General features: G+C 59.5%; 18 protein-coding genes and 1 pseudogene. 18 read left to right on the top strand and 1 reads right to left on the bottom strand.

What is annotated here, in order from left to right; all coding sequences use genetic code 11:
* Nucleotides 1-4: 4 nt before the first annotated feature.
* The 6 genes from LPJ38_RS36540 (at nt 5) to LPJ38_RS36515 (ending at nt 6,315) form a co-directional block, all read left to right on the top strand.
* Nucleotides 5-865, top strand: coding sequence for a carbohydrate ABC transporter permease (locus tag LPJ38_RS36540; RefSeq protein WP_011084696.1), 861 nt, complete (start codon nt 5-7; stop codon nt 863-865).
* Nucleotides 862-1,803 carry a ribokinase gene (locus LPJ38_RS36535; RefSeq protein ID WP_018645268.1) on the top strand — a complete coding sequence of 314 codons (942 nt, stop codon included), beginning with the start codon at nt 862-864 and terminating at the stop codon, nt 1,801-1,803. Before LPJ38_RS36540 ends, LPJ38_RS36535 begins: the two co-directional genes overlap by 4 nt.
* Nucleotides 1,800-2,570: an SDR family NAD(P)-dependent oxidoreductase gene (locus LPJ38_RS36530; RefSeq protein WP_011084698.1), complete on the top strand. Its 771-nt coding sequence runs from the start codon at nt 1,800-1,802 to the stop codon at nt 2,568-2,570. Before LPJ38_RS36535 ends, LPJ38_RS36530 begins: the two co-directional genes overlap by 4 nt.
* Complete coding sequence (locus LPJ38_RS36525; RefSeq protein ID WP_011084699.1) at nt 2,563-3,390, top strand: HAD-IIA family hydrolase; 828 nt, start codon at nt 2,563-2,565, stop codon at nt 3,388-3,390. Before LPJ38_RS36530 ends, LPJ38_RS36525 begins: the two co-directional genes overlap by 8 nt.
* Nucleotides 3,390-4,502: an ABC transporter ATP-binding protein gene (locus tag LPJ38_RS36520; protein WP_011084700.1), complete on the top strand. Its 1,113-nt coding sequence runs from the start codon at nt 3,390-3,392 to the stop codon at nt 4,500-4,502. The genes LPJ38_RS36525 and LPJ38_RS36520 overlap by 1 nt, the downstream gene beginning before the upstream one ends.
* A 133-nt stretch (nt 4,503-4,635) precedes the next feature.
* A complete protein-coding gene (locus LPJ38_RS36515; RefSeq protein ID WP_231088533.1) occupies nt 4,636-6,315 on the top strand; it encodes a phosphoenolpyruvate hydrolase family protein in 1,680 nt (559 codons plus the stop codon).
* A gap of 4 nt (nt 6,316-6,319) precedes the next feature.
* Here LPJ38_RS36515 and LPJ38_RS36510 read toward each other — a convergent pair whose 3' ends face one another.
* Complete coding sequence (locus tag LPJ38_RS36510) at nt 6,320-6,826, bottom strand: hypothetical protein (protein WP_018645264.1); 507 nt, start codon at nt 6,824-6,826, stop codon at nt 6,320-6,322.
* A gap of 759 nt (nt 6,827-7,585) precedes the next feature.
* Between LPJ38_RS36510 and LPJ38_RS36505 the strand changes: the two genes are divergently transcribed.
* From LPJ38_RS36505 to LPJ38_RS36450, 12 genes and pseudogenes are all read left to right on the top strand, one after another.
* Nucleotides 7,586-8,346 (top strand): IS5 family transposase gene (locus LPJ38_RS36505; protein WP_110115998.1). Its coding sequence is split into 2 segments (ribosomal slippage): nt 7,586-7,925 and nt 7,925-8,346, totalling 762 coding nucleotides; the frame shifts between segments, so codons are not numbered across the junction.
* 115 nt (nt 8,347-8,461) lie between these two features.
* On the top strand, nt 8,462-9,631 hold the full coding sequence (locus LPJ38_RS36500) for a Tm-1-like ATP-binding domain-containing protein (RefSeq protein ID WP_035711506.1): 1,170 nt from the start codon (nt 8,462-8,464) through the stop codon (nt 9,629-9,631).
* Nucleotides 9,624-10,484: a phosphoenolpyruvate hydrolase family protein gene (locus LPJ38_RS36495; protein ID WP_035711502.1), complete on the top strand. Its 861-nt coding sequence runs from the start codon at nt 9,624-9,626 to the stop codon at nt 10,482-10,484. The genes LPJ38_RS36500 and LPJ38_RS36495 overlap by 8 nt, the downstream gene beginning before the upstream one ends.
* Complete coding sequence (locus LPJ38_RS36490; protein WP_049802025.1) at nt 10,481-12,256, top strand: FAD-dependent oxidoreductase; 1,776 nt, start codon at nt 10,481-10,483, stop codon at nt 12,254-12,256. Before LPJ38_RS36495 ends, LPJ38_RS36490 begins: the two co-directional genes overlap by 4 nt.
* Before the next feature lie 145 nt (nt 12,257-12,401).
* A pseudogene (locus LPJ38_RS38195) lies at nt 12,402-13,259 on the top strand (pyruvate kinase); the annotation flags it as partial.
* An 845-nt stretch (nt 13,260-14,104) separates the two neighbouring features.
* Nucleotides 14,105-14,968, top strand: a complete 864-nt coding sequence (locus tag LPJ38_RS36480; RefSeq protein WP_035711497.1) for a branched-chain amino acid ABC transporter permease — start codon at nt 14,105-14,107, stop codon at nt 14,966-14,968.
* Nucleotides 14,965-16,185, top strand: a complete 1,221-nt coding sequence (locus LPJ38_RS36475) for a substrate-binding protein (protein WP_035711494.1) — start codon at nt 14,965-14,967, stop codon at nt 16,183-16,185. Before LPJ38_RS36480 ends, LPJ38_RS36475 begins: the two co-directional genes overlap by 4 nt.
* 65 nt (nt 16,186-16,250) lie before the next feature.
* Nucleotides 16,251-17,261: a branched-chain amino acid ABC transporter permease gene (locus LPJ38_RS36470; protein ID WP_018645258.1), complete on the top strand. Its 1,011-nt coding sequence runs from the start codon at nt 16,251-16,253 to the stop codon at nt 17,259-17,261.
* On the top strand, nt 17,248-17,982 hold the full coding sequence (locus LPJ38_RS36465) for an ABC transporter ATP-binding protein (RefSeq protein WP_018645257.1): 735 nt from the start codon (nt 17,248-17,250) through the stop codon (nt 17,980-17,982). The genes LPJ38_RS36470 and LPJ38_RS36465 overlap by 14 nt, the downstream gene beginning before the upstream one ends.
* Nucleotides 17,975-18,670, top strand: coding sequence for an ABC transporter ATP-binding protein (locus LPJ38_RS36460; protein ID WP_018645256.1), 696 nt, complete (start codon nt 17,975-17,977; stop codon nt 18,668-18,670). Before LPJ38_RS36465 ends, LPJ38_RS36460 begins: the two co-directional genes overlap by 8 nt.
* A 76-nt stretch (nt 18,671-18,746) precedes the next feature.
* Nucleotides 18,747-20,003 carry an amidohydrolase family protein gene (locus LPJ38_RS36455; RefSeq protein WP_158644822.1) on the top strand — a complete coding sequence of 419 codons (1,257 nt, stop codon included), beginning with the start codon at nt 18,747-18,749 and terminating at the stop codon, nt 20,001-20,003.
* Nucleotides 20,004-20,151: 148 nt separating this feature from the next.
* Entirely contained in the window at nt 20,152-21,372 is a 1,221-nt protein-coding gene (locus LPJ38_RS36450; protein ID WP_018645254.1) for a substrate-binding protein, read from the top strand.
* The last annotated feature ends 51 nt before the right edge of the window (nt 21,373-21,423 follow it).

The raw sequence follows: 21,423 nt of genomic DNA, 5'->3' as shown, positions 1-21,423 counted from the left end.
GGCAATGCGCTTCAAACGCTTAACGCCCGCAAGCTTGTTCCTTAATGGACTGGTTGTTGTCTGTACGCTCATCCTGACATTTCCCCTGGTCTGGATCGTGATGATGTCGCTGAAGCAGCAGGCCGAGGTCATGACCTTGCCGCCGCGCTTTGTCTTCACTCCAACATTTGAAAACTTCCGCGTTTTGTTCGATGCCGCCCAGGCCGGGGCGACAAGCTACGGCACCATCAAGGTTGATTTCCTGACGCCGGTCGCCAATAGCGTCGTGATATCGCTTGGCGCGGTGCTCGTATCGCTGATCGCCGGCGTACCCGCAGGTTACGTCTTGGCAAGACGTGATATCCCTAGGAAGGAGGACATCGCGTTCTTCATTCTGGGCTTCCGCTTCGCGCCGGCACTCCTTGTCGTTATACCGCTGTTCAGCGTGTTCCAAACAGTTGGCCTTTATGACACTTATCTCGGCATGATCTGGGTTTATCAGGTCGTCACGCTGCCAATGATCATCTGGCTAAGCCGATCATATATCGAGGACATCCCAAAGGACATTGAGGAGGCGGCGGCCATGGATGGTGCAAAGCCGTTCCGTGTAGTCTGGCACATCGTTCTTCCGCTTCTAAAGCCCGGCCTAATCGGCGCTTCATTGCTCATTTTCTTGCTTGCCTGGCACAATTTCGCTCTCGGCCTGATCCTCAGTTCGACGAAAGCACCGGTCACCGTGGCCCTGCTCAAGCTGCTTAATCCAGGCGTTCAGTTCTATCCGGTCATGGCTGCGGGTTTGGTGGTGACCATGATTGTGCCGATCGTCCTGATTATCCTTGGCCAGCGTCATCTCGAACGTGGCCTTACCTTCGGGGCCGTGAAATGAGCCCCAGACCATTGATGTTCTTCGGAACGACCAATCTTGACCTCTGCTTCAACGTCGAGCGGCTTCCAACGCCGGGTGAAAGCCTGATGGGAAGCTTAAAGCAGAATGCGGGAGGCAAGGGCGCAAATCAGGCGGTCGCCGCCGCTCGATTGGGGCTTCGGCCGAGCTTCTACACCCGGCTTGGCGATGATGACGCTGGCCGATCGTTGCTGCAAGCGCTGCGTGAGGCAGGTGTCCGCCTTGATGCCATTGAGGTATGCCCGGGGGAGATATCCGGTTCTGCTCTTGTCCTCGTCGGCGACGACGGCTCCAACATGATTGTCATAGACCCGGGAGCCAATGCAAATGTCACTCCGAGCATGGTCGAGAAGGCGGCCGAATTCATTGAGCGGGACGCAATCGTCGTTGCCGAAATGGGCATGCCGGTCCCCGCGCTCAATCACCTTTTTGCATTGAAGAGCGTCAAGGAATTCGATCTTATTTTCAATCCGGCCCCCGTGAGGGCGGGCCTGTCGCCCGCGGCGTGGAGGAGTGTCGATTTCGTCACACCAAACCAGACGGAAGCTTTCGAGCTCACCGGTGTCGAGGTGCATGACTTCGACGGCGCCGCTCATGCGGCTGGAAAGCTTCTCGATCTCGGGCCGAAGGCAGCGCTGATCACGCTAGGTGCGCAGGGAGCCTACTACGCCGATGCCAGCGCGACTTTCGCGCTCCGCGCATTTCCTGTGAAGGTCGTTGATACGACCGCGGCGGGGGATGCCTTTAATGGAGCTTTCGCAGCCTCTCTTGCTCATCGGTTGCCGATACGAGAAGCGATCAAAAAGGCGCTCGCGGTTGCCGCCTTATGTGTGACGCGACGCGGCGCCCAAAGATCGATGCCTAGCAGTTGGGCCGTCGACGAATTTCTGAATTCTCAATCGATCTTGGAGTTGGAATGACCGAACAGTTCTCAGTTGCAGACAGGACCGTGCTTGTGACCGGTGCAGGTGGAGGCATTGGCTCAGCCATAGCTAATGCTTTCCGTCAAGGCGGTGCGAACGTCCTGGCAACCGACGCGAATTTGGAAAACCTGCGAGTCATTCTGACTCGTTTGCCGCACGGCAATGGCATCCTGCCGATGAGCATGGATGTGTCACGAGAAGATGATGTCGGCAGGGTGCTTGATGAGATCGCCAAGCGCTTCGGCAGGCTCGATGTCCTGATCAACAACGCCGGAATAAAATCGGCTCAGGCGCTTCTGACCGGAAATGCCGATCGAATCGAAAAAACCATCCAGATCAATTCCGTCGCAGTGCTTCGTTGCGCGAAGCTGGCGATCGAGCGCTTCATGAAGAGCAAAGGCGGCCGCATCGTCAATGTCGGGTCCTCGTTGTCATCTCAAGGTGCTGTTTTCAACTACCAGGCTGGCGGCGCCGACTATTGCTTGTCAAAAGCCATCGTGCACGATGTGACAAAGCTGCTCGCTTATGAATGTGCTCCGTTCAAGATCAACGTCAACGCGATTGCTCCCGGGATTATCGATACACCCTTGCACGGGCGTCCGCGGGAGGAAACCGAAGCGCGCCATAGTGGCCGAATTCCGCTGGGCCGGGTCGGACTGCCGGAAGATATCGCAGGGCTTGCGGTGTTCCTGGCCAGCCCCGCAGCTTCCTACATGACCGGGCAGATTGTCCATGTGAATGGTGGGATGCTGATGAATGGTTAGCCTCAGCTCTAAGATCAACTGGCCGCCGATAGAAGGGATTATCTCCGATCTGGATGGCGTCGTTTATCGTGGCGGCACCGCAATAGCGGATGCCATAGAGGCGTTTACGAGATGGCAGAAAGCAGGCGTGCCATTCTGCTTTGCGACGAACAATTCAACGCATACCCCGGAGGACGTCGTCGGCAGGCTGAGAGGATCTGGTCTTTCGATCGCACCGTCTCAGGTCGTTACAAGCGCTATCACCGCCGCAGAACTCGTTCGAACCAATTATCCGCACCTAACGCGAATCTATGTCATCGGAGCTTCCTCGCTTGTGACGGCCATGCGAGATGTTGGGCTGGAGGTCACGGACCGAGCGCCCGAAGCTGTCGTGATGGGGCTTGACCGGGACATCACGCATGAGAAGCTGCGAATTGCGGTTGAGTCGATCCTCAATGGAGCTGTGTTCATAGGAACCAATCCCGATCTTCTGCTGCCGACGGCCAGCGGGTTCGAACCTGGCGCTGGTGCGACCATTGCAGCTGTGGCCGCTGCTACGCAAGTGCGGCCTTCGATCGTTGGAAAGCCGCAAGTGCCGATGATCGAGACAGCGCTCTCACGCCTCGGTACGAAGCGCGGGTCGACCATCATGATCGGAGATCAAGTTCCTACGGATATTCAAGCCGGAAAGAGGGCGGGTCTTGCCACGGTGCTTGTTACAACCGGCGTGCCAACGCGTCAGGATCCGTCCTTGATGGCTCCCGACTTCATCGTATCGAGCTTGCGCGAGATTGAGGTAAGTGCTGCTCGCGCGGCTCAACCGCGACAGAGGAGGGCATAATGGCCGACGTTCGCCTGGAGGGCCTCAAGAAGACTTTTGGGACAATCGAGATCCTGAGTAATATCGACCTGACTATCGATCACGGCGAATTTGTCATCTTTGTTGGTCCGTCCGGGTCGGGCAAATCCACGCTTCTGCGCATGATTGGCGGGCTCGAGCCCATCAGCGGTGGGCGGCTCCTCATCGACAATGAGCTCGTCAACGACATCGATGCGGCCGATCGCAACCTCGGCATGGTCTTTCAAAGCTACGCTCTCTATCCGCATATGACGGTGAAAGAGAACCTGGCCTTTCCCCTGCGCATGGCCAAAGCCGGGAAAGCCGCGATCGCCGCCAAGATAGCCAAAACAGCATCGCTATTGCAGATCGACCATCTATTGGAGCGCAAGCCTCGACAACTTTCAGGAGGGCAACGCCAGCGCGTCGCAATCGGGCGCGCCATCATGCGAGAACCAAAAGTTTTCCTGTTCGATGAGCCGCTCTCCAACCTGGACACCGATTTGCGCGTGCAGATGCGGGTTCAGATCGCCAAGCTCCACAAGCAGCTCGGAAATACCATGATCTACGTGACGCATGACCAGGTGGAGGCGATGACCTTGGCTGACAAGATCGTGGTGCTCAAGGACGGCAACATCGAACAGGTCGGCAGCCCGCACGATCTGTATCACAATCCCGCTTCGCGCTTTGTTGCAGGATTCATCGGCTCGCCCAAGATGAACTTCCTGGGCGGCAAGGTCGAAGCAGCTCATGAACATGGCATGGATGTCCGGTTGGACGCCGGGCCCACGATCTCCGTTCCGGTCCAGCCGGACCAGATGCTGGTTGGCAAGCCGGTCACTGTTGGAATTCGCCCGGACGACTTCTCCTCGTCAATGCCCGGGCAGCAGGAGATCTCGATTGAACTTGGGGTCGATTTCGTCGAGCATCTCGGCAGCGTCACGTACATCTACGGTAATGCCGGAAACGAAGCTCTCGTCGCCAGGGCGCCACAATCCGGTTGGCCCAAAGGCGCCTCCAAGTTCACCCTCACCGCCGCTCCAGCCGATTGCCACTTGTTCATGGGCAATGGAAAGGCGGTATGGCGGTTGCACGCACCTGCGAGTTGGAGCTAGTCTTCACGTAGAGCCGTGCGATGATGCGCGGCTCAGGATCGACAGGCGGACGGCTGAGGTGAAGGGAGCCGGTATCAGGCAGTTCTTCCGCAATTCCCGTTCGTTTGTCCTTGGTGCGGGGATCGGGTCGGGCATGACCGCCAGAGCCGCCGAGCGGGCGGGGGCCGATTTCGTGCTCGCGCTCAATGCGGGCCGTTTTCGTGCCATGGGTGGGGCCTCGCCTGCCTCGATCCTCCCAATCCGCAATAGTAACGAATTCGTGGCAAGCTTCGGACGGACCGAAATTCTGCCCAGCACGAAACTGCCGGTCTTCTTCGGCACCTGTACATTCGACCCCGAGCTCGATGTTGATCGTTGGCTCGATCGGATCATCAAATGGGGATTTGGCGGCGTGACCAACTTCCCATCGGTCATACACATCGACGATGAGCGCAGGTCATTGCTCGAGAAGTGTGGTCTTGGTTACTCCCGGGAAATCGAGCTCCTCGTGAAAGCTGCAAAACGCGGCCTGATGACAATTGCCTATACGCGCAGTCAATCCGAGGCGCGTCGAATGGTCGAAGCGGGCGCCGAGGCCATTTGCATCAACTTCAATCTAAACCGCGCGGTTGAAAGCGGAGCCGATCCGTCGGTCAGCCTGTCTGAACTTGCAGCGCGTACGAGCGCCGTTGCGCGCGTTGCTCAATCCGTCAACAAGAGCACCATCTGCCTGCTTGGGGGCGGCCCCATTACGAAGCCGGACGAACTCCTCGACATCTGCCGCGAGACCGGAATCCAAGGTTTCATCGGAGGCTCTTCGCTGGACCGCGTGCCTCTGGAGATGTCGGTCCTCGAGGTGACGTCGGGCTTCAAGACCATCCACCTGTTGCGCGAGAAGGTGGATCTGCTCGAACGGCAGCTGCAGTTGAGTGGTTTCAGGCACGGCGTGATCGCACAGTCCTCGGCAATGAAGCGCATCCTTGAGATCACCAGACGCGTTGCGGCGACCCCCCGCCCGGTCCTCATCTGGGGGGAGGCCGGCTCTGGCAAGCGTAGAATAGCAACCCTGGTTCACGCGTTTAGCGACCGCAGGCACGCCAAAACGGCGTTGTTTCATTGCCGCCCCGGTCCGGCGATGGATATACTTGGCCCGTTGTTCGGCGCCGAGCGTCTTGAGAGCGGCAGACGCCAATTGTCACTCCTGGAGGCGTCGAGTGACGGTGCCGTCGTGCTATTGCATGTCGACCAACTTTCGCGCGATGGACAGGAGCGCCTTGCCGATTACCTCGAGACAGGCGGATTTACCCCTCTGAACGGGGTAACTGTCATGCGTTCCAACGCCCGGATCATTGCCACCGCGACCGTGGCCCGAGGCGCTGGTCTTGAAACGGTTCTGTGCGCGCGGCTTCTCGACCTTTTTACCGGGCTGGATGTCCAATTGCCTTCGCTACCCGACAGGCTTGAAGATCTGCCGCAACTCGTTCAACACTTCACCGTCGAAGCCAAAGGAGATTCCAGCGCCCAGACGCTCACGATAGAAAACTCTGCATTCCTTGCGCTCGCGGGGCACGATTGGCCAGGCAATTTGCGCGAGTTGCGGCAGGTCGTGAACCAGCTCGTGACCTTGCCATCAAGTCACATCACCGGTGAGGTGCTAAAGCCGTTGTTGGAGCCACCTTTTGGCGCACGGCCCGCGGCCTCGCTGTCCGAGCGAGACTGGATCATCGAGGGCTTGAAGAGAAACCGGCTTCACCGCGGCAAGACTGCTCGCTCTCTCGGGCTTTCGCGCAAAACCCTCTACAATAAAATCAAGAAACTGCGGATCCTCGAATAAGGCCTCATGCCCGTCGTAGCGGCTGCTTGGCCGTGGCGGCCTGCTCCAGGGAGAACCTCGGTACCGACGACGATCCATGAGAGCCAAGGCTTACGAGCCCGATATCCGATCCAATCGGCAGCGCAAGCGCCTCGGGTCGCAGATAGACGGCCCCATCCAGCTGCGAACCAAGCCGTTGCTCCGCTGCTGTCATCTTTGCCTCGTCCGCCGCGATAAACAGGACTTTGAACCCGCGCCTTGCAAACCACTCCATACGGCGAAGCTCGAGCTCCTGACCGCGATCGAGCGGCACTCCTGCCGATGTCCGTTCAATCATGCAGGCTGGCGGAAAATTCGTCACTCCGGTCATCTTTGCATCCTGTAACAGATCTCCGAGATCTTCCCAGCAGGCAAAGGGATCGATCATGACGACGGCCGCATAGCAGCAAGGGGGCGCCTTGGGGCTCGCGTGCAAGTCCCGCACGAGGCAGTCGTTCCAGTCGATGACAGGAAGTGTAGCCATGACGAGCATGGCATTCTGCGGAAGAGTCCGCAGTGACGGCGCATAGATCGTTATCTGATCACCGCGAGGCGAGGGGAGACTTGCGGCAAGGCGACCAAAGACATTGGCTCTCACGGTTCTACCCAATCCTACCCATTTGAACCTTTCGCCGATCTTACACGCCATTCCATCGAGGTCTAGACCACCACTCGTCGATCTTTGGGGGAGCAATGTCATGTCTTTCTTCGGCGGGGGAGCCGGGCTCGGCTGGATGCGATGAACGCTAACGCCGTCATAGCCGTTCTTGCTTGAGTAGCCTCTCCGCGCCTTGCTGTGAGCCGGATACGATTTGCCGATGCTGCCCGAGTTCGGCTCGTTCTGAAAAAGGGCCCGTGAAGCGTCTCGGGTAGAAAATTCCGGGCGAGCTATCGCTGCGTCCTACGGATCCGCTAGCAGACCGGCTCGTCTGCTTCCTCCCTGACTCGCGCCGCTGCTGGAAGATTCCGGCAGCGGCATCTTTTTGTCTCGGAGCGCGCCGACGATGCGGGCGGCCCAAACCACAAAGCTCCGCCAGCTGACGCTCGCCTCCTTGCAAAGGGGAGAGGCGGCTTCCCTCGTTACGGTGGCGCTCAGGATGAAGCGGCTGCTGCTATGGCCGCTTGGAGCTACCCAACTTTACCCAATCGCGCTCGTATCCGGGCTTATGGGCCATTTCACTCCGATCTAGGGTCTGTACCTAAATAGCGCCACGTGATTCTCTTGCCTACGTGTTGATTCGGGGGCGAGAGAATGCGCGCTGGTTTGTTTTGGCTGAACGACAGGCAATGGGCGCGTATCGAACCGCATCTGCCGAGGGGACTGACGGGGCCGGATCGGGACGACGACCGACGCATCGTCAGCGGCATCATTCACATGCTGCAATCGGGTGCACGATGGCGTGATTGTCCACGTGAATACGGCCCTTACACGACGATCTACAATCGCTTCAATCGCTGGGCCAAGCGAGGACGATGGTGCGCAATCTTCGAAGCGCTGGCCAAGCCTGGCGAAGACGGCGTCGTACTGTCGCTCGACTCGACCTCGATTAAAGCTCACCGGTGTGCCTCCGGCGGAAAAGGGGGGAGCACAATCAAGCAATCGGCCGCTCGCGCGGAGGCCGCACGACAAAAATCCATGCGCTGAGCGATCCGCTCTGCCGGCCGGTCGTCCTGCATCTGACTCCAGGCCAGGATGCCGATATCGCTGCGGCTCCCGATGTCCTGGCGCTCGCGCCACCCATGAGCGTGCTCCTCGCCGACAAAGGGTATGATGGCGACAAGCTTCGCGGCGAAATCATTCGTCGTGGCGCCAAGCCCGTAATCCCCAATAAATCTAACCGTGTCGTCATCCATCGCTTCAACAAACGCGCCTACAAAGGACGAAATGTCATCGAACGCTGCTTTTGCAGGCTCAAGGACTTCCGGCGCATCGCCACGCGATATGACAAGCTCGCCCGTAATTTTTTGGCCGCTGTTCATCTCGCCGCTCTCGTCGCATATTGGCTCAATTGAGTCTGGACCCTAGACCTCCAGGTGTCCAGAAACGTCCAGGAGGAAGATCGTGTCTCACCATTACGCGGACGACGAAAGGTCGATCCGGGATGGTCAGCGGTGCGATCCTGCGGGCATGGCCGCGATCGTCGCAACCCTGGACACAAAGGGCCGCGAAACCGCTTATCTCGCGCGCGTCATCGAACAGTGGGGCCGCAAGACTCTTACGATTGATGTAGGCACATCAAACCGGAGGAACAGCAGCGATGCACGCGTGGTTTCACCCGCCGAGGTCTTGCGGGAAATAGCTGCAAGCGCGCGTGAAGAGGTCAAGGAGCTCCTCCGATCAGGTGCGATCGACGCCATCGTCGGCGTGGCGGGCGGCAAAGGCAGCGCGGTCTTCGGTGAAGTTGTATCGGATTTGCCGTATGGATTCCCGAAGCTACTGGTGAGCAGCGCGAGGCCAGCCCTCCTGGCCGAATTGGCCCTCCACAACGACATCATCCTCTATCCGACCCTGGTCGATCTTTTCGGGATCAACGCGTTCACCGAACGCGTTCTGGACAATGCGGGGCGGGCCATTGCGGCGATGCGCTATGTGCCCGCTCAGGATCGGCGGAAGAAGAAGACGGTTGCGATCACGGCCTTTGGGGTCACGACGCCGGCGGCAAATCGCTGTGTCGCGCGGCTGGCAGAGGCAGGCATCGACGCGATTGTCTTTCCGGCCAATGGCGCCGGGGGCCGCAAGATGGAGCAGCTCGTGTCCGCCGGCGAGTTCGATGCGGTGCTCGATCTGACCACAACCGAGCTCGCTGACGAGCTTGTCGGCGGCACCGCTAGTGCGGGTCCGGGTCGGCTCAAAGCAGCATCTCGCCGCATGATTCCGCAGCTCATCGCCCCGGGGGCCGTCGATATGGTAAATTTTGGCCCTCCCTCGAGCGTGCCTGCCGAGTTCAAGGAGCGCCAATTCTATTCGCATACCCCCTTCACGACGCTCATGCGTACGACCGTCTCGGAGAATGAGCGCATAGGCAGGCTCACAGCCGAGCGCCTTTCGCAAGCAAAGGCGCCCGCCCTCGTTCTGTGGCCGGTCAAGGGGGTCTCTGACTATGACCGGGACGGCGGCATCTTTCGAAACCCTGAAGCCGATAGGGCCTGGTTCGACGCGGTCAGGCGACATCTGCCGCGATCGATCATCGCCCGCGAGCTGGATTGTCACATCAATGATCCGGAATTTGCGGAGGCGGCCGCATCGTGGATCGTCGAACAATTGACACCAGGAGATTCATCAGTTGCGGATGTTTGATCGGGCCGAAATACTCGCAAAGATCACAGCTCAAGTTGAGGCTGGAAAGGCAGTGCTTGCCGCGGCGAGCAGTTGCGGCCTCGTCGCAAAATGCGCAGCTCTCGGCGGCGCCGACATGCTCGTGGTCTACAGCACCGGGCTGTCGCGGTTGATGGGGCTGCCGACGAGCCGGATCGGCGATTCCAATGCGCGCACGCTCGAGCTCGCGGCGGAGATCCGCAACGTCGTCTCCTCGGTTCCTGTTATAGGCGGTGTCGAGGCCTGGGATCCCCTCCGGCTCGAGCTCGATGATCTCTTGGACAAGTTCTGGGCTGCCGGATTCTCCGGCGTGATCAATTACCCGACCATTTCAACGATGGGTGAGAAATGGCGCGAGCGTCGTGGCCGCGTCGGGCTCGGCTTCGAGCGTGAGGTCGAGCTGATCGCGGCGGCCCGCAAGAAGAACATCTTCTCCCTCGCCTATGTCGCAAGCCCGCACGATGCCAAGGCGATGGCAGCCGCGGGAGCCGACTGCATTGTCCCACATGTCGGCGCAACGCGCGGCGGGCTTGTGGGTCATGAGGCGGGACAGTCGATCGAAGAGGCCATCAGGCGCATCAACGAGATCAATGCTGCCGCTCAAGCCGTTCGGCCGGAAGTCATCCTTCTCTGCCATGGCGGGGCAATCGCCGAGCCCCAGGATACCTCGGAAGTCTACCGGTCTACCGGATGTGTCGGTTTCGTTGGCGCCTCCTCCATCGAACGGATTCCGATCGAGCGGGCGGTGAAAGCTGCAGCCGAAGAATTCAAAGCCGTTCCGCTCCCGCGAAAGCGTCAGCAATCAATGCAGAAATCTGCACCGAGGCAGGAATGAACAACCCGATCACCAAATTGAAACCTAGTACCGCTTCCTCCTCCAAAGCGAACAAGCCGACGCACGATTGGGAGACGGACGTGCTCGTGATCGGCAGCGGCGCTGCCGGGCTGTCCGCGGCGCTCTATGCGGCAAAAGCCGGACTTCGCGTGACGGTATGCGAGAAGTCTGGCCGGCTCGGTGGCACGACCGCCCTCTCGAACGGCATGATCTGGGTTCCATGCTCAATGCAGGCTCGAGCGGCGAAAATCGATGATTCGATTGCGAATGCGAAGATCTATCTGCAACACGAACTTGGCGATTACTATCGCCCCGACTTCGTGGATGCCTATCTTGAAGACGGCCCAACGGCGCTCGCCAGCTTGGAGAATGGGAGTGAAGTCAAGTTCACACTGGCCTCCGCTCCGGATTATCATTCGAGCCAGATCGGCGGGATCGACATGGGCCGGGCGCTGAGCCCCGCAGCTTACGACGGACGGCTTCTCGGCAAGGATTTCGACCTGATAAGTGATCCGATTCGCGTCGTGCTCGGCGGCATGATGATTTCGTCCGGCGAGGTCAGAAGCTTTCTCAATCCCTTCCAGTCGGCTGCCTCGCTCAAGCACGTCCTTCGCCGGGTCAGCCGCTACGCAGGCGACCGGCTGCGCTACAGGAGGGGCACTGAACTCAGTGGCGGCAATGCTCTGATCGCGCGGTTATTGGCAAGCCTTCGCAGATACGACACTGAAATCTGGCCAAGCTGCCCAGCGGTTGATCTGATGAGGGAGGGAGGGAGAGTTACTGGCGCACTCCTCAAGCGGGATCGCACGGATCTCCGCGTCCGAGCCTCGCACGGAGTAATCCTGGCAACCGGTGGCTTTGCGCGGAACGGTAAATTGCGAGCCCAGCTCAGCCGAGCCCACCAGCACAATGATACGCTGGCCCACAGCGATGTCACAGGAGACGGCATTGCGCTCGCAGGCAGGCTCGGAGCTGCGATCGATAATGACGTTGCATCGAGTGGATTCTGGACGCCCGTGTCGATCCTCAGGAACGGCCGCTCCTCGCAAGTGGTCCCGTACGGCTGGCTCGATCGTGGCCGTCCAGGTGTCATCGCGGTGGGGCCAAATGCTAAGCGCTTCGTCAATGAATCCAATTCGTACCATGACATCTGTCTTGCCATGTTCAATAGCGGCTATCCGGCGGACAAGCGGTTCTATTTCATCTGCGACAAGGAATTCGTCCGCCTCAGAGGCATGGGACACCTGCTCCCCTGGCCCTGGACTTTGAGTATCAAGAAGTATGCCCGCTTGGGTTACATCGAGATTGGCCGGACGATTGCGGAGCTTGCGGCGGAATTGGGCCTCGACCCGCAAGAGCTCCAAAAGACCGTTGAAGAACATAATGCCCACGCAGCTGAAGGGCGCGATCCGCTTTTCAAACGCGGTGAATCGGCTTTCAACCGAACCCTGGGAGATCCCGCGGTTGGAAAGAAAAACCCGAACCTTGGAGCTATCAAGAACGGGCCATTCATTGCGCTCCCGATTGTCCCGGCGACCCTTGGAACTGCGACCGGCCTGTCAACGGATCCTGGCGGAAGGGTCCTAAATGGAAACGGCGTGCCGATCGCAGGTCTTTATGCCTGCGGCAACGACATGACTTCACCGATGCGTGGGATCTACCCTGGGGCCGGCATTACGATCGGACCAGCCATCGTGTTCGCCTACCGCGCGGTGAACAGCATCGTACAATCCACCCATCAGGGACAGACGGCGGCGGCATCCGGTGCATAAGTGCAGTGTTTTCACCTCTTGGTCCAGCAACGACGGACGGTGGAGAGAGCGAAAGTGCGCAACGTCGGCCAGCTCGCTTTGAATACCTTGTGAGCGGCCCTATCTCGTTTGATGCCGAACTTATCTTCTGAACTAGAGGGGCACGATGCGCCGCTCACGCCATGCCAAGATTGTCGCAACCGTTGGGTCGGCAACCGCATCACCTGAAAAGCTTTGTGCGCTCTATCTTTCGGGGGCTGATACTTTCACGCTGAACTTCAGCCGCGGGGACCCATGACGATCACGCCCGTGTGCTCGTCTCGATCCGTGCGCTGGAGCTGGAATTCAATCGGCCGATCGGCGTGCTGCAGGATCCGCAAGGCCCGAAGATCCGCATTGGCCGGCTCGATGAAGGCAAGCTCGCGCTGGATGCCGGGGAGACGGTCTGCTTCGCGCTAAGAGACAGGCGGGAAGCAGTCAATCCCGCGGCCTCATCCAGAAATATTCGCAGCCGCTTATCCCGGTCAGGCCCTGCTCATTGACGATGGGCGTTCGTCTAGCTAGTCGTCGAAAAGCTCGGTTCTGAACGGAGAATGGCGTGCGTTGTGATCGGCGGCGTCATCCGTGATCACAAGGGCGCCAGCCTGCCAGGCGCGCTGCTCAAGATCTCGCCTCTAACCAAGAAGGATCGAGCCGATCTTGCGTTCGGCCTCGAGCTTGGCGTCGACTGGGTTGCTGTCCTTTGTTCAGAAACCATCTGACCTGGTCGAGGCACGAGCTTTGATCGGTGAGGCCGCCGGTGGCGTTGCCAAGATCGAGACCCCGATGGCGCTTGATCGTATTGGGATATGATCCACTTGTCAGACGCCATCATGGTCGCGCGAGGCGACCTCAGGGTTGAAATCCCCCTGAGGAGGTGCTGGGCCGGCAAAAGGAGTTCGTCAGGGCCTGCCGGCTTGTTGCCAAGCCCGTCATCGTCGCAACCCAGATGCCGGACTCGATGATCACTGCGCCGACAGCGACCTTCTCGTTGCCATCGATGCACGCTGTACCGCTCGGCAACAGCTATGGCGGTGTAAGGGAGTGGCTCGGCGTGTAGATCGACGCGCATTACGATATACTCGCAAGGGAGCGGAGAGCCGCATCGAAGCTCACGGGGAGGCAATTGCGAGCCGCATGGGGGATGCTGAACTGGTCGGTGAAGCAGTTGGCCGAGCGAAGCGGGTTATCGTGCGCCGTCATCAGGCGGCTCGAAGAGTACAATGACACGCCTCCCGCATCCGACGATCTGCTGCAGACTCTGTGGACCACGTTTGCGGGTGCGGGAATTGAATTCACATTTCCGCTGGTCGGCAAGCCAGGTGCTCGGCCACAATGACTTGATGCCTTCTCGGTGCTGAACTCACGGCCTGCGGCCATCGCAAATGGTGCGTCAGCTCTTCTGGTTTCCTCCGATAGTTCGGTAGGCGCTAACGACGCGCGCGTTTGCGGGAGCCTGCGGTGAGGGCATGCGGATAGCTCTCTATCGCTTTTGGCTGCATCGAAATTGGGCTGGCGAGAACGGCCGGCGACCCGCCGTAGGACCTCTTTAACGTGTCCGCAATGTCGGTCGCCTGGCCAACATTACCCAACATTACCCAAATCTCCCTACGTTGATCTAGGCAATCTCGAGCCGCATGTCGTGAATGAAGCGCCGACAGGCGGGCCGCCCTAGAAGCCCACCATCGCCTGCAACTCCCATTGCCGGGATGACCTTCCAGGAGCGCTCTTGTGACAGCAGCCCTTCGCATTCCAACGAGTAGCTCACGCCTTCGCGCGGTCGGCGTGAAGAAGCTGTGCTCGCAAGCCCAAGGAATGTGACGCAGCAGCATGGATACGCTACTTATCGCGACCTTCGAGATTTTGAGCTTCGGTGCCATTGTTGTGCTGGTCGTGCTCGGTCTCGGGATCATTGCCAGCATGATGGGCATCTTCAACTTCGCCCAAGGCGAGTTCGTCCTGCTCGGCGCTTACGTCACTTATCTCATGCACAGCGTCGGTTTGCCGGTCCCGCTCGGCATGCTTGCCGCGCCCGTCGCGGTCGGCACGCTTGGTTTCGTCCTGGAAAAACTCGTGGTGCGCCGATTCTATGCCGCTCCAATCGTCGCCATGCTTGGCACCTATGCGCTGGGGCTGATCATTCGCGAAGCCGTGCGCGGCCTGACCGGGGGACTGTATCTCTCGGTGCCGGAGCCAATCAGTGGCTCTATCACGATCGGCAGTCTGCATTTCGCCGCCTGGCGCGGCGTCATCGTCATCATCACTTTGCTGGTCATGGCCGCGAGCCATGCTCTGCTCGCCTACACCTCGTTCGGCCTGCGAGTCCGCGCCTCGCTGGAGAACCCACAGCTGGCGCGTGCCTCGGGCATCTCCACGGGCATGATCTACAGCGTCACCTTTGCATTTGGTGCGGCACTCGCGGGTCTCGCCGGCGCGCTGATCGTGCCGGTCTTTTCATTGTTCGCCGATCTCGGCATCCGCTTTCTTATCCAGGGTTTCGTTGCTGTGATGGTCGGTGGGGTCGGGTCCTTCGCCGGCCCAGTCGCTGGCGCCGGCGTCATCGGCACGTTCAGTGCCTGGCTGCCTTGGCTGATGTCACCGGTTATCGCCGACGTTCTGGTGTTCGTGCTTGCCATCATTTTCATCAAGTTCCGGCCGCAAGGCCTTGTTTCGGGAAGAGGGGTCAACCGATGATCAACGCCAGCCGTCAACTGAGCCGCCGCCGCTTTCTCGGCAATTTCGCCTTCGCCTCCGCCGCCATCGCGGCGGGTCCGGGCAGCTGGATAATTCGCCCGGATTGGGCAAATGCTGCGGAAGGCCCGATCAGGCTTGGCATTGCGACCGATCTTACCGGGTCACTTGGCTTTGCCGGCAACACTGACGCCAATGTCGCTCGCATGCTGGTCAAGGAGATCAACGACTCCGGCGGCCTGTTGGGACGCCCGATCGAACTCCTGATTGAGGATACTGCCTCCGACGAATCCGTCGCCGTGGGAAATGTGCGAAAGCTGATCCAGCGAGACAAGGTCGACTTGGTGATTGGCGGTATCTCGAGCTCGATGCGCAATGCGATCAAGGACGTCATTATCTCTCGCGGCAAGACGCTCTATATCTATCCGGAAGGTTACGAAGGTAAAGAGTGCACGCCCTATCTGTTCTGCACGGGACCGGTACCGGCACAGAATTGTGACCAGTTCATTCCCTGGTTGATCAAAAATGGTGGTAAGCGTTTTGCCCTGCCTGGCTCCAATTATGTTTGGCCGCAAACAATCAACGCCTATGCACGCAAGGTGATCGAGAGCAGCGGTGGCGAAGTCGTCTTTGAAGAATACTACCCGCTCGACCAGATTGACTTTTCCTCCACAGTTAGCCGGATCATATCCAACAAAGTCGACGTGGTTTTCAACGCCATTGTCCCGCCCGGCGTCAGCCCGTTCTTTAAACAGCTCTATCAAGCCGGCTTCTCCAAAAACGGCGGGCGGCTGGGGTGCGTCTATTACGACGAAAATTTCCTGGAAATGAACCAGGCCCAAGAGATTGAAGGGCTCGCGAGCAGCCTCGACTACTACAAGATGCTTGCGGCGGAGGATCCGGTAAGCGCCAGGATTCAATCGGCCTACGACAAACAATTTCCAGCCAAGTTCCGGTTCTCGGCAGGCAGCGCCGCGACCGGCACCTATCGAGGATTAAAGCTGTGGGAGGCTGCAGTGAAGGAGGCCGGCACAATTGACCGCGACGCGGTAGCCGCCGCCCTCGACCACGCGAAGATTGCGGAAGGGCCGGGCGGGCCTGCCGAAATGGCGCCCGGCAAGCGCCACTGCAGGATGAACATGTACATTGGAGTGGCGAAGGGCGGCCAGTACGAGATTGTCGCGCGTAGCGCCGGCCTGGTCGATCCGAAGGAGTGCTGATGTCATCGACCGGCACTGGCACACAGCCCCCGCCACACGTGATTGAAGCTGCTCGTTCGCCCGTCATGGCATCTGCCATCGCAGGGCGAACGAAGGTGCTTCCAATTCTCGAACTGGCATTGCTGATTGCCGCTTCGATCGCACCGCTCGTCCTGCGGGATTACATCACTGTCTATGCAACGCGAGTGCTCATCCTGTGCCTCTTCGCGTTGTCGTTCGACCTGGTGTGGGGCTATGCCGGGATCTTGAGCTTGGGTCAGTCGTTGTTCTTCGGCACGGCCGGCTACGGTGTGGCGCTGCTTTCACGCGATTTCGGGGTCGCATCGATTTTTGCCGTTCTTCCGGCCGGAACCTTGATCGGTTTTGTAGCGGCATTGTTGCTGGCAGGTTTCCTGCTGCTTGGCCGTCACCCCTCCAGTGTGGTCTTCGTTTCGCTTGGTACTATGACCGGAGCTTATGCAGCCGATCGGCTCGCTCGGGGTTCTCATTATCTTGGCGGCCAGAACGGTATCCCTTCGATCCCGCCGATGACAATCGGCTCGCACGAATTGAGCGAGGGACCAGGATTTTACTATCTGGTTCTCGCCATTCTGGTTCTGATCTACCTTCTGTCGCGCTTTTTGCTGCGGTCGCAGTTCGGTCTGGCACTGGCGGGATTGCGAGAGAATGAACAGCGCATCGCCTTCTTCGGCTACAATGTGCAGCATTTGAAGGCCATCATATTCGCAATCAGCGGCGCGATCGCAGGTGCTTCCGGCAGCCTCTATGCGTTTCACGAGGGCTTCGTCTGGACGAACATGCTGGGCGTGGTCATGTCTACCCAGGTCGTGCTCTACGTCTTGTTCGGCGGCTCCGGGACATTGATCGGTGCGGTCATCGGCACCGCGATTGTTGAGGGCCTCAGCTTCTGGCTCTCCGACAATTATCGCGATATCTGGCCGATCATTCTCGGCGTTTTGCTGTTGCTCGTCATTCTGTTCCGCCCCCTCGGCTTGATCAGCCTCGTGCTGGGCGAGCGGGAACGTGTAGGTCATTTCGGCCCGAGCCTGAAGGAGAAGCGCAATGCCGCTCCTTGAAGCCGCCGGCATCTCCAAGGTCTTTGGCAAACTCACCGCGCTGGACGGAGCGGCGCTCAGCGTCGGCGAGAGAGAGTTTCATGGCCTGATCGGGCCGAACGGCTCGGGCAAGAGCACGCTGATGAAGTGTCTTGCAGGTGCGCTAGTGCCGACGCGAGGCAAGGTGACATTCATCAATACTGACGTCACCTCGTTGACGCCGCCAGAGCGTGCGCGAGCGGGCATGAGCCTGAAATTCCAGATCACCGCCGTGCTACCGACCCTCACGCTATACGACAACATCCTGCTCGCGCTGCAGGCCCGGTCCTCACTGCTGGATCTGGCGTTCTCGCGCAGTCGGGGACGACTGCACGAGGAGGTCATGACGTTGCTCCTCCAGTTCCGGCTCGCCGATCGCGCGTTTGATGCTGCGGCGACCCTTTCTCACGGTCAGCAGCAATGGCTGGAGATCGCGATGGCGCTCGCATGCCGGCCGCGCCTTCTGCTCTTGGACGAGCCGACCGGTGGCATGAGCCTTGAGGAGCGCCGCGTCACGGGCGAGTTGCTGCAGCCGATCAAGCAGCATTGCTCGCTTGTCATCGTGGAGCACGACCTGGATTTCATCCGAGACATCTGCGACCGGCTAACCGTGCTCGATCAGGGCAAGGTTCTGGCGTCGGGGACGGTTGCCGAGATCCAGGCCAACAGAAGCGTCCAGGAGATCTATTTGCGCCGTGCCTGAATTCCTCAATCTCAAGCATCTCGACGCCGGCTACGGACGCAGCCAGGTGCTGTTCGGTGTCAATATGACCGTCCCACCGCGGGGCGGTGTGGCCGTCCTCGGCCGTAACGGCGCCGGAAAGAGCACGCTCATGAAGGCGATCGTGGGCGAACTGCCGGCATGGAGGGGCGGCGTGCAATTCAACGGCCAAGATATCGATCGCCGCCGAACCGAAGAGCGGGTGCGGGCCGGCATTGGATATGTGCCGCAAGAGCATTCAGTGTTCGGGCGCCTGTCGGTGCGCGACAATCTCGCCGTCGGATCGCTTTTGCACCGCGATAGATCGGCAGTGGACCGGGTCATGATGATGTTTCCAAAACTCGGCCAGCGTCTGGATCAGCCGGCCGGAACGTTGTCCGGTGGCGAGCGCAAGATGCTCGCAATCGCCCGCGCGATGCTCGGAAACCCCAAACTCCTCCTGCTGGATGAGCCGACCGAGGGTGTCTGGATCGGCGTCATCGAGGAGATCACCGAGCGCTTGATCGAACTAGCCAGAGAGATCGCGATCATCATCGTCGAGCAACATCTCGATCTCGCAATGCGCGTCGCGGAGCAGGCCTATGTGGTCGATCGCGGCCGTGTCGCGCTGTCGGGCCCGTCGCAACAGCTGCGCGACGACCCGCGGCTCTTGACGTATCTGGCGCCGTAGAGGCGTCCCGGCTGCCATCCCACGCCCGAAAGATGGCGCGTTGAAGTTCCTTGCGATGACTGAACAGAGAGGGACGATGTCCAAAACCATGAGCGATTTTGTGAATGCGTGCCAGGTCGTCGATGTCCATGAACATCACATGTCCGAGGTCGCACATAGCCGGGACGTGAATCTTTTGAAACTGTTCCAGCAGAGCTATGCGGCTTGGACAAGCCACGTCCTGCCATCCGAGCCCAAGGCGACTGGCGATATGTTATCTACCGCTACCGAGCCAATCACCTGGGAGGCCCTTGCTCCGTTCCTGGAGAGGAGCGGCTCAAATGCATTCGTTCGTAACCTCGCCGGCGGTGTCGCCGAGCTTTACGGCGTCGCCGAAACCGGAATCACGCGCGACAACTGGGAGGCAGTAGACGCTTTGGTGCGCTTGCGCCACAGGGAGGCGACATGGCCAAGTGAAGTCATTGGGCGCGCCGCCATCGGAAGGATCGTAACGGACCCTTTTCTCGATCCGTTGATGGATCCGCGGCCGGTCCTAGGGCAAAGTTACGATGCGGTCCTGCGGATCAATGCATTCGCCCTCGGCTGGCACCCGGAATCTCGCGATCACAATGGAAATTGCGGCCATACGTTGCTGCGGCGCCTCGGCATGGAGGTGAAAACCTTCGACGATTATTGCGACGCAATCCGGGAGCTCGTAGCCGGCTGCGCCCGGCGCAATCACGTTGCGCTCAAAAACGCGCTCGCCTATGACCGCGATCTAAGCTTTGACGAACCGAACGAGGACCTCGCTCGGCAGGCCTGGGGACAAAGGTCTCCATCCCCTGCGGCGCGCAAGGCTTTCTGTGACTTTGTCGTCGATTTGTTTTGTCAGCTCGCAGGCGAAGCCGGCCTGCCAGTCCAAACTCATCTTGGAACGGCAATCATAAGCGGCTCCCACCCGCTACGCATGACCGGGTTGATTGAGCGTCATCCTCGGACCCGTTTTCTGCTGATGCATTTGGCCTATCCCTGGAGCCGGGACTTGTTGGGAATGGCTTTTGTGTACCGCAATGTTTGGCTCGATTTGTGCTGGTCCTTCCTGTTGAGCCCGTCCCATTTCAAGCTGGCCCTGCACGAGGCTATTGAAGTCTTGCCGGATGAATCGCGAATGATGATCGGAGGAGATTGTCTTCACGTTGAGGAGACATTTGCCGCGATACAGGGCGCACGCCGGCTCATCGGCGAGGTTCTGAAAGAAAAAGTTGCGAGCGGCTACTTTCGCCCCCGAGACGCAGAGCGCTTGGCGGTCAGGATCCTTGGCGAGAACGCGAGGGAGCTTTTCAGACTGTCCTGATTGCTGCACTTCGTTCGCGATTTTAAAAAGTTGATCCGAAGAGCCGACTTGAAACCGAAAAATGACGGATAGCGTTCCGGTTACCGCGCCCCCCAGGAAAGAGCAGGGCGCGTGGATTAAGGCCATGAGCCAAGGGGAGGTCAGTTCCATGTTGAATGATCACCGGCAACTCAGCCGCCGCCGCTTTCTCGGCAATTTCGCCTTTGTGTCTGCGGCCATTGCGGCCGGCCCGGGCAGCTGGGTGATCCGTCCTGACTGGGCCAACGCCGCTGAAGGCCCGATCAGGATTGGCATTGCCACCGACCTTACGGGGGCACTCGGCTTTGCCGGGAATACCGACGCCAATGTCGCGCGCATGGTCGCGAGCGAGATCAACGAGAACGGTGGTCTCTTGGGGCGCCCGATCGACCTCCTGATCGAAGACACCGCGTCCAACGAGTCCGTCGCTGTTGGCAATGTCCGCAAGCTGATTCAACGAGACAAGGTCGACCTGGTACTCGGCGGCATTGCGAGCTCGATGCGCAACGCCATCAAGGACATCATCATCTCTCGTGGCAAGACGCTCTACATCTATCCACAGGCCTACGAAGGCAGGGAGTGCACGCCCTATCTGTTTTGCACCGGGCCGGTACCGGCGCAGAATTGCGACCGGTTCATTCCGTGGTTGATCAAGAACGGTGGCAGACGCTTCGCGCTGCCTGGATCAAACTACGTCTGGCCGCAAACAATCAATGCCTATGCGCGCAAGGTGATCGAGAGCAGCGGCGGGGAGGTGGTGTTCGAGGAGTACTACCCGCTTGACCAAATCGATTTTTCATCGACCGTGAGCCGCATCACGTCCAACAAGGTAGACGTGGTCTTCAACAGTGTTATCCCCCCGGGCGTCGGCTCGTTCTTCAAACAGCTTTATGAAGCGGGCTTTTCTAGGAATGGGGGACAGCTGGGCTGCGTCTACTATGACGAGAACACGCTCGAAATGAACCAGGCTCACGAGATCGAAGGCCTCGCCAGCAGCCTCGACTATTACAAGGCGCTCGCGGCGGAAGATCCGGTGAGCGCCAAAATTCAGTCGGCCTACGAAAAGCAGTTTCCGGGCAAGTTCCGGTTCTCAGCAGGAAGCGCCGCGACCGGCACGTATCGAGGACTGAAGCTGTGGGAAGCCGCAGTGAGGGAAGCCGGTACAATTGACCGCGAGGCTGTCGCTGCCGCGCTTGACCACGCCAAGATTGCGGAAGGGCCTGGCGGGCCGGCGGAGATGGTGCCGGGCAAGCGCCACTGCAGGATGAACATGTACATTGGCGTGGCAAAGGCCGGCCAATACGAGATCGTCGCCCGTAGCGCCGGCCCGGTCGAGCCGAAGGAGTGTTGAATGTCGCATGTTGCGCGGGCGAGCTTCGCCGGCGCCGCGTGCGAGCCAATC

This window comes from Bradyrhizobium daqingense (assembly GCF_021044685.1).
GTDB classification, from domain to species: domain Bacteria; phylum Pseudomonadota; class Alphaproteobacteria; order Rhizobiales; family Xanthobacteraceae; genus Bradyrhizobium; species Bradyrhizobium daqingense.
Note: the sequence above shows the minus strand (reverse complement) of the source record. Positions and strands in the feature narration are given on the sequence as shown.

Excerpts from the sequence above, each read along its gene's own strand:
- LPJ38_RS36540 (WP_011084696.1), top strand. The coding sequence starts at position 5 with ATGCGCTTCAAACGCTTAACGCCCGCAAGCTTGTTCCTTAATGGACTG.
- LPJ38_RS36535 (WP_018645268.1), top strand. The coding sequence starts at position 862 with ATGAGCCCCAGACCATTGATGTTCTTCGGAACGACCAATCTTGACCTC.
- LPJ38_RS36530 (WP_011084698.1), top strand. The coding sequence starts at position 1,800 with ATGACCGAACAGTTCTCAGTTGCAGACAGGACCGTGCTTGTGACCGGT.
- LPJ38_RS36525 (WP_011084699.1), top strand. The coding sequence starts at position 2,563 with ATGGTTAGCCTCAGCTCTAAGATCAACTGGCCGCCGATAGAAGGGATT.
- LPJ38_RS36520 (WP_011084700.1), top strand. The coding sequence starts at position 3,390 with ATGGCCGACGTTCGCCTGGAGGGCCTCAAGAAGACTTTTGGGACAATC.
- LPJ38_RS36515 (WP_231088533.1), top strand. The coding sequence starts at position 4,636 with ATGACCGCCAGAGCCGCCGAGCGGGCGGGGGCCGATTTCGTGCTCGCG.
- LPJ38_RS36510 (WP_018645264.1), bottom strand. The coding sequence starts at position 6,826 with ATGCTCGTCATGGCTACACTTCCTGTCATCGACTGGAACGACTGCCTC.
- LPJ38_RS36500 (WP_035711506.1), top strand. The coding sequence starts at position 8,462 with ATGGCCGCGATCGTCGCAACCCTGGACACAAAGGGCCGCGAAACCGCT.
- LPJ38_RS36495 (WP_035711502.1), top strand. The coding sequence starts at position 9,624 with ATGTTTGATCGGGCCGAAATACTCGCAAAGATCACAGCTCAAGTTGAG.
- LPJ38_RS36490 (WP_049802025.1), top strand. The coding sequence starts at position 10,481 with ATGAACAACCCGATCACCAAATTGAAACCTAGTACCGCTTCCTCCTCC.
- LPJ38_RS36480 (WP_035711497.1), top strand. The coding sequence starts at position 14,105 with ATGGATACGCTACTTATCGCGACCTTCGAGATTTTGAGCTTCGGTGCC.
- LPJ38_RS36475 (WP_035711494.1), top strand. The coding sequence starts at position 14,965 with ATGATCAACGCCAGCCGTCAACTGAGCCGCCGCCGCTTTCTCGGCAAT.
- LPJ38_RS36470 (WP_018645258.1), top strand. The coding sequence starts at position 16,251 with ATGGCATCTGCCATCGCAGGGCGAACGAAGGTGCTTCCAATTCTCGAA.
- LPJ38_RS36465 (WP_018645257.1), top strand. The coding sequence starts at position 17,248 with ATGCCGCTCCTTGAAGCCGCCGGCATCTCCAAGGTCTTTGGCAAACTC.
- LPJ38_RS36455 (WP_158644822.1), top strand. The coding sequence starts at position 18,747 with ATGTCCAAAACCATGAGCGATTTTGTGAATGCGTGCCAGGTCGTCGAT.
- LPJ38_RS36450 (WP_018645254.1), top strand. The coding sequence starts at position 20,152 with ATGTTGAATGATCACCGGCAACTCAGCCGCCGCCGCTTTCTCGGCAAT.